Source organism: Nostoc linckia z4 (genome assembly GCF_002608075.1).
Classification (GTDB): Bacteria; Cyanobacteriota; Cyanobacteriia; order Cyanobacteriales; family Nostocaceae; genus Nostoc; species Nostoc linckia.
This window is the reverse complement of record NZ_LAHA01000121.1, coordinates 1-7,137: the sequence shown is the minus strand read 5'-3', so window position 1 is coordinate 7,137 and position 7,137 is coordinate 1. Positions and strand designations below refer to the sequence as shown.

General features: G+C 38.6%; 15 protein-coding genes. All 15 read left to right on the top strand.

The window, feature by feature from the left end; translation table 11 throughout:
• Window positions 1–78: 78 nt before the first annotated feature.
• The 15 genes from VF06_RS38535 (at window position 79) to VF06_RS41875 (ending at window position 6,944) form a co-directional block, all read left to right on the top strand.
• Window positions 79–474, top strand: coding sequence for a YopX family phage-derived protein (locus VF06_RS38535; RefSeq protein WP_099072734.1), 396 nt, complete (start codon window positions 79–81; stop codon window positions 472–474).
• A 52-nt stretch (window positions 475–526) separates the two neighbouring features.
• Complete coding sequence (locus VF06_RS38530) at window positions 527–1,054, top strand: glycoside hydrolase family 108 protein (RefSeq protein WP_099072735.1); 528 nt, start codon at window positions 527–529, stop codon at window positions 1,052–1,054.
• A gap of 144 nt (window positions 1,055–1,198) precedes the next feature.
• Window positions 1,199–1,426 carry a hypothetical protein gene (locus VF06_RS38525; protein WP_099072736.1) on the top strand — a complete coding sequence of 76 codons (228 nt, stop codon included), beginning with the start codon at window positions 1,199–1,201 and terminating at the stop codon, window positions 1,424–1,426.
• Window positions 1,427–1,467: 41 nt separating this feature from the next.
• Window positions 1,468–1,629 (top strand): hypothetical protein, encoded by a 162-nt coding sequence (locus VF06_RS41880; RefSeq protein ID WP_180267840.1) that lies wholly within the window; start codon window positions 1,468–1,470, stop codon window positions 1,627–1,629.
• Between the two features lie 17 nt (window positions 1,630–1,646).
• Complete coding sequence (locus tag VF06_RS38520) at window positions 1,647–1,865, top strand: hypothetical protein (protein WP_099072737.1); 219 nt, start codon at window positions 1,647–1,649, stop codon at window positions 1,863–1,865.
• 236 nt (window positions 1,866–2,101) lie between these two features.
• A complete protein-coding gene (locus VF06_RS38515) occupies window positions 2,102–2,440 on the top strand; it encodes an XkdD/Y8K6 family phage-associated protein (protein ID WP_099072738.1) in 339 nt (112 codons plus the stop codon).
• Window positions 2,441–2,450: 10 nt separating this feature from the next.
• On the top strand, window positions 2,451–2,816 hold the full coding sequence (locus tag VF06_RS38510; RefSeq protein ID WP_099072739.1) for an XkdD/Y8K6 family phage-associated protein: 366 nt from the start codon (window positions 2,451–2,453) through the stop codon (window positions 2,814–2,816).
• Window positions 2,813–3,214, top strand: coding sequence for a hypothetical protein (locus tag VF06_RS38505; protein ID WP_099072740.1), 402 nt, complete (start codon window positions 2,813–2,815; stop codon window positions 3,212–3,214). Before VF06_RS38510 ends, VF06_RS38505 begins: the two co-directional genes overlap by 4 nt.
• 2 nt (window positions 3,215–3,216) lie before the next feature.
• Window positions 3,217–3,345, top strand: coding sequence for a hypothetical protein (locus VF06_RS43315; RefSeq protein ID WP_257208165.1), 129 nt, complete (start codon window positions 3,217–3,219; stop codon window positions 3,343–3,345).
• 46 nt (window positions 3,346–3,391) lie between these two features.
• Entirely contained in the window at window positions 3,392–4,186 is a 795-nt protein-coding gene (locus VF06_RS38500; protein ID WP_099072741.1) for a hypothetical protein, read from the top strand.
• A gap of 14 nt (window positions 4,187–4,200) precedes the next feature.
• Window positions 4,201–4,920: a YqaJ viral recombinase family protein gene (locus VF06_RS38495; protein WP_180267890.1), complete on the top strand. Its 720-nt coding sequence runs from the start codon at window positions 4,201–4,203 to the stop codon at window positions 4,918–4,920.
• A 262-nt stretch (window positions 4,921–5,182) separates the two neighbouring features.
• Complete coding sequence (locus tag VF06_RS38485; protein WP_099072744.1) at window positions 5,183–5,557, top strand: helix-turn-helix domain-containing protein; 375 nt, start codon at window positions 5,183–5,185, stop codon at window positions 5,555–5,557.
• Entirely contained in the window at window positions 5,554–5,808 is a 255-nt protein-coding gene (locus tag VF06_RS43655; RefSeq protein ID WP_099072745.1) for a DUF7352 domain-containing protein, read from the top strand. Before VF06_RS38485 ends, VF06_RS43655 begins: the two co-directional genes overlap by 4 nt.
• A gap of 95 nt (window positions 5,809–5,903) precedes the next feature.
• Window positions 5,904–6,212, top strand: a complete 309-nt coding sequence (locus VF06_RS38475; RefSeq protein ID WP_143861816.1) for a hypothetical protein — start codon at window positions 5,904–5,906, stop codon at window positions 6,210–6,212.
• 90 nt (window positions 6,213–6,302) lie between these two features.
• A complete protein-coding gene (locus tag VF06_RS41875) occupies window positions 6,303–6,944 on the top strand; it encodes a hypothetical protein (RefSeq protein WP_180267967.1) in 642 nt (213 codons plus the stop codon).
• Window positions 6,945–7,137 lie beyond the last annotated feature (193 nt).

Here is a 7,137-nt window from a genome sequence, read left to right as displayed (position 1 = left end):
AACACGCTACAGAACTGAAAGAAAGCCAAGCGGACTTTTACGCATTGGGGCATTACATAAAGGATAAAAAGTAAGGGTATGAACAGAGAACTTAAATTCCGTGCATGGAACGGCGAAGAAATGGTTTCACCTGATTTTATAGACCGTTTGGGTCGTGCCAATTGGAAAGAAAACAGCGTACCGGAAATTACAGATAGGGTGATGCAATTCACGGAAATAAATGATAAAAACGGAGTTGAAATCTACGAACGTGATATTGTTTCTATGCACAACCCTACAGGCATTCCATATGTAGGCGTGGTAATGTTTGGCGAATTTTGCGTTTATACAACAGATTGGGGTCAAGGAATATATGCTACTGGGTGGTATTTCCAGTACAAGAATGAGCATAAAGGCAGAGCGGATGATATGGCATTAGATAATACAGTCGAGGTTATCGGCAACCTATACGAGCATTCCCATCTTTTAAAATAGTTTATTCCTCTGTATCTTTACAAGGCGCGGATTAACCCCCGTGCCTTTTTCTATGGCTAATTTTGATGCAGCAATTGACTTTATACTAAAATGGGAGGGAGGATATGGTGAAGATGAAGTAGACTTAGGCGGGCTTCAAACTTACAGGGGAATATCACGAAAGCATAACCCTAACTGGGCAGGCTGGAAGATAATAGACCAACGCAAACCAAAGCAATGGCAGATATACCAGGACTTAGAAGATGATGTTAAATCCTTCTACAAAAAGCACTATTGGGATGCGATAAAAGCAGATGGGATTTGTAATGATAAAATAGCCGCCTTTATGTTCGATTGGTACGTTAACAGCGGTGGTCATGCAGTAAAGGCCGTACAACGCATTGTAGGCACTACACAAGACGGGATACTAGGCAATCAAACCCTACACGCTATAAACAACTACAACGGGGCATTATACGAGCCTTTACGCATGGCGCGTATCAGCTTTTACAAGAAAATAGTAAAGGATAAACCAGCACAAAATAAGTTCCTCATAGGTTGGCTTAACAGGGTTAACGATTTCGACAAGGATTTTTCATAAATATTATTGGTTGAGAATTCAATAAGGGCGGGTTTCTACCTGCCTTTTTTTATTGGGTAAAAAATATTTTAAAAATAATTGCTCAAATGTTTGGTTGTTTGTTTATGGCAACTTATCTTTGTGTAACAAAAAACGATAATCTATATGAAAAAAACACAATTATACGGACAGATAAAAATAGCAAATGATCAGCGCATACAGTCATGGGAGCAAAGGAATGGCAAAGTCCCATCGGATAAAATAATGTATTCTTACTATGTAAATCAAAAAGATAGAGATTTATACGGAGACATTACTGCACCTGCTAGAAGTGAGGATGAATTTATAGAAATAGTAAATAAACACAATGATGGTTTCCCCATGAGACCATAAGGAATATTTTTAAAATTTATTAACTGGTTAAAAAGTAAATAATGGCAAAAGCAACAAAGAAAGAAACCAAACAGCAAAGGAGTGTAAGTATCTACCCCACACACTTAAAAGAGGTAGAAAAAAAATACGGCAGCCTTACTAAGTTTGTCGATCATCACCTAGCACATGATGAGAAGATAACAAAGAAAAACCCAAATAAATAATCACTAAAAAAAATATTATGTTAAAGCCTGAAACAGCTAAAAAAGTTTTTAAGCCTGTAGAAAATCCAGAAATAGAAGAAAGCTATCATTTGGCATGGGCTAACAAAGCATGTGTCTGGATTTTAAAGAAACTAGATTATAGTACTAATACAGCATATTTACAAACTGGCAGAGGCAAAAAGATAACATCTAAAATATCAGACCTTCGACATTTAGCAAGCCGAGGCAGATTATAACCACTAAAAACAAAATGTATGGGACCGTCAATTGCAGAAATATATGGTCACACCCATCTTTATAGCCGCGAATGGGAATTTGAATACAAAAATCGCCCTAGCGTAAGAATGTGGGAACCTGATTGTATAGACTACAAAGAATATAAGCCACCTACTAAAATACCAAGAAACAAAAGGCGTATCAGAATGCAAAATGCATCAAGAAAAGCAAACCGTAAATAATAAAAACAAAATGTATGAATTACGAATTTAAAGGAACAAAAGAAAAATGGGAATTAGGACACGTAAACAGCGTACAGACATACCCAAATGACCCGCTTAAAATGTCAACCATCTGCGTTGTGTACGGTACAGGTGAAGAAATGGAAGCAAACAGGCATTTAATCGCCAGTGCGCCTGAACTGCTGGAAGCACTATTAATTAAAACTATTCTGAATACTGACACGGAAGATTGGGAGGTTGTAGGATTAAATGGGAAAACTCTATATTATCATGAATCTCTTAAGCCGTGTGAGGATTTCATAAGGGATTTTAAACAACAAGCCATTCGCAAAGCCTTAAACATTAACCAATAAAAAACCACATATGAATTACGATTTCAAAGGAACGCCGTACCCGTGGACAAGAAAAGGGTTTAAAATATGGTCTGTTCCTAAAATAGAAACCCAATTGGGCAACAATACAATAACAGGCGAATGGAAAATAGCAGACGCTGAATCAGGCTATATTAGAATGCCCCATGAGCAAAAGTTCCACAACGCTTGTATAATGGCCGCTGCACCTGAATTGCTGGAAGCACTGAAAGATGCAAAAGATACTATTGAATGGATGTGGAATAACTTTAACCATGACAAGGATAATGTTTCGGCTCAAGACGCATTTAACAGAGTTGCCAACGCTATGGAGCATTATACTGCCATTATTCACAAAGCCTTAAATATTCAGCCATGAAAGCCGCAAACTACAGACTAGCCGTAGAAGATTACACGCTCAATGAGGGTATCTACACATGCCAGTGCTACACGCACAACATGCCCGAAGAACTAGAGCCTAATTACACAGAAAAGGCGCTAACAGTTGACGAAGTAATGAAGTATGTACATGACAACAAGTGTCTCAATGCCTACTGGTGGGTTCAGGAATACAAAAACAGCATTGACTTTCATAACATATTGGCTGAAATCATCAATGTAAAAGAAAACAGGGTAGCCGAATACACGCCAAGCATTGACGAACACAACGACCCCGAAATAAGGGAAGAGCGCGGTATGCCTGATTTGTTTGCAGCAATGGAGTGCTTTAACCCGGAATACAATGGAACCTTTAACGTTAACCGTAAACATTTGTAGCGATGCAAGTATCATACAATGCCATTATCCGTGAAATGGATGCAGAAGAACTACAGGAGGAACTTGAAAAAGTCAAAGCTGATAAATCTATGTTCACAACAGGAAAACTGTTTGAGATAGAGCGCAATTAAGAACAACTAACAGGTAAATCTTTAATAACCCAACAAACAAAATAACATGAGCGATCAAAATAAACAGGTAGAAGTAATAACAGAAGTACAGGAAGCCTCATTGTCTTTAATAACAAAGGCGGAGATTGACATACAGATTTCGACCGCTAAGGCATTCCCGCGCAGCATAAAGATGTTCCTGGATAAGGCAACCAGCATGGCTACAGTAACAGAAGATGTTGCAGCCTCATGCACCTATGCACTACCACGTTCAGGGAAAAACATAGAAGGCCCGAGCGTTAGATTGGCTGAAATAGTGTGTGCTGCATATGGTAATATCCGTTCAGGCGCAAGGGTAATAGCCAATGACGGCAAAACAATAACCGCGCAGGGTGTATGCCATGACCTTGAAACCAACAACTGTATAACAGTTGAGGTGAAACGCCGAATAACCGATAAGTACGGCAAGACATACAATGAGGATATGCAGGTAGTAGCAGGAAATGCGGCGTGTGCTATAGCGTTCAGGAATGCAGTTTTTAAAGCCGTTCCTGCTGCCTTGATAAGCGACATTTACGAGCGTGTAAAGGAAGTGGCAAAGGGTACGGCTGAAACACTAACAGCGCGTAGAGACAAGGCGGTAAAATACTTTACTGACAACGGCATAAGTGAAAAGCAAATACTGGATGCTTTGGAGCTTCGCAAAAAAGAAGATATTGACATTGAAAAACTTTCCGTATTGCGCGGTATGGTATCGGCTGTGAAGAACGGGGAAACTACCCTTCACGATCTGTTCGTAAAAGAACAGCCCGACAAATCCGATGCATCAAAATCAGCAAAAGAAGGTTTTACTGCTAAATAGGTTAAGACATGGACATGTTTGAATTACGCACAGAATGGCTCAAAAAACGCCTCGGTAAATTCACGGCTTCGGATATATGGAAACTAACCAAAGAGGGCAAAAAGAAGGGCGTAGAATTTGGCGATACGGCAATGACCTATATACACAGCAAGGTCGCCGAAATAATAACGGGTGAAATTGTCGAATTGCCCGACCTGAAACAACTCCAATGGGGTAACGCAAACGAAAATGATGCAATCCTTACCTATGAGCATGTAACGGGCAATAAGGTGCAATACTTCGGCGGTGCAGACCCTCAATATTTCCCTTATAATGCTTATTCGGGTGGCAGCCCTGATGGCTTACAGGGAGAGGATGCTACCATTGAGGCAAAATGTCCGTTCAATTCAGCGAATCACATTAAATTTCTGATTGGTTCGCTGGATGAAAACCCCGCCCAATGGCTAAAGGATAACAAAGAGGAATATTACGCACAATTGCAGTTCAACCTATTGGCTACAAAAAGGACTCATGCCGTTTTTATTTCCTACGACCCGCGAACTGTTGAGCATTCGCACCGATTGGCAATAATACAAGTGCCAGCAAATACTGAATATCAAAACATGCTTATCCGAAAGCTGGAAATGGCAAAAGACATCGTAGTAGATATGCTAGAAAAGCTGGAACGCAAACCGCTAATAGTTACAGGCGAAACAATCAATAATCATTCAGTTTTAATAGTAGACAAACCATGAGCGAATATTTTGACGTAGACAAAACATTTTCCTGCTACAGAGAAACAAACTATTTTGTAAGACAGCCCAAAAAGAGAAACAGACCATCCAAAGTACCAGGGAGTAAAGTAGTCGAGCAACTTAAAGACGGTAAAATAATAGCCGAGCATAAGAGCATACGGGATGCAGCAGTAAGCATAAATGCCAATCCTGACACGTTAAGTAAGCGGATACGATCTACAGGCGAAATGTACGGTTTTCAATGGCGTTATAAATCTGAACTATGATTAATCCGTATGCTTTCCCTGGTCTTATTGAAAAGCCATGCGGTGTAGTAACCTATGATGTAATAGAGGAAAAGGTGTGTGAATTGTTTAACGTTAGTGTGGATAAACTGTTTATAAAAACACGAAAGGCAGATATTGTAGCACCAAGACAAGTATGTATGTATTTAGCAAAGAAGTATGTTAGATATAGTACACTAAAACTAATAGGCGATCATTACGGAGGTTTTGACCACACAACAATAGTTCATTCAATTAAATTGGTAGAGAACAGGCGCGCAACTGAAAAAGAATATGACCAGCACATTGACGAAATAGAACTGTATTTAAAAGGCTTCAATCCATTCACAAAAAGACTAAAACAAACAGCATGAATAAAATATTAAAGTTCAATGTATCAGAAGTTATTTCAATGCCACACAATCATAAAATACTTTCCGTACAGGTTCAAAATGGTTTCATAATACTTTGGGCGTTATGTGACATTCGTAGCGATAACATGAATATAAAATTCAGAGTTTATGGAACAGGATGGGATTTGCCTGATGACATGAGCAAACATGATTATGTTTCAACTGTACAGGACGGCGCGCTAGTGTGGCACATTTTCAAACTTAACGACTAAAAGCAAATGACACCACAAATTGAAACAAACGAATGGGATCGTTTCATGGATGATGATACCCAAGATTAATTTTTAACAAATAAAAACAAAAACACATGATATACATAATAGTTTCAGTAAAACACGGCAATGGTAAATCACCTATGTTTTGGAGGGATAATAATGCTGGCTATACCTATAGCCCGTTTGCAGCAGGGAAATATAGCAAAGAGCAAGTAGAATCAGATCCTGGTTATTACAACAATGGGCATTCAACAATTGCTGTACCTTTAACAGACCAGGCAATGGAAGAGATAGGGTTTACGAGTAAATACGATTCAGATAAACTGGATGAATATTATCATAAACGGAAAGAAGAAAAAAAATTAACCCTTGACATTTCCGAAAAGTATTTTTATCTTTGATTGTTCATTATTACTTGCGGCGGCAAACACAAGTAATAATATGGTTTAATAGCCATAGCCACATCTTGCCGGGTGTGGCTTTTTTATTTTATGACCTTTAAGCAGCTTTGGGATCAATATTGGGTTACTTCTTTAGAGCTACAAATATGTGCTACTGATTCTGTTTTGTACATGTTCCTGCTTAAATCTTTCGAGGAATTAAGGAAGATGCCCATAGGGCATAGTGATAGATATTTATCGGTAAGATTAGGATTTTCTAAGACTACGATAAGAGAATCAAAGAAACGCCTTGAATCATATGGTATGATTAAATGCGAAACTCCTGACATAAAGTCACGTAACACAGAAGGTCAAACAAGATATTTTCTATTGCGAACCGGGTCAATTTCTGACCCAGTTACTGACCCAGTAAGTAGCCCAGTTAAAAAAACCGTATCAGGAACTGGGTCAATTTCTGACCCGCAAACTGACCCAGTTTTACAAGAAAAACCCGAAACCGGGTCAATTTCTGACCCAGTTACTGACCCAAACACTATACTTATAGATAATACTATATTAAGTAATAACACAGTATTAAGTAATATTCCAAATACTAACGTATTTGGGCAAGAAAAAAAACCTGAAAGCCCTAAAAAAGAAAAAGGCAAAGAAGAAAAAAAACCTTCCGCGCAAAAAAAAGAAGAAAGTACGCCACATTGGCAAACGCTTGTTGATACTTGGTTTTTGTTCTAAAGGTAAATTCAATCACAAACCCAGTTTTTCAGGTAGCGATCGAAAGCCCTAAAAAAGAAAAAGGCAAAGAAGAAAAAAAACCTTCCGCGCAAAAAAAAGAAGAAAGTACGCCACATTGGCAAACGCTTGTTGATACTTGGTTTTTGTTCTAAAGGTAAATTCAATCACAAACCCAGTTTTTCAGGTAGCGATC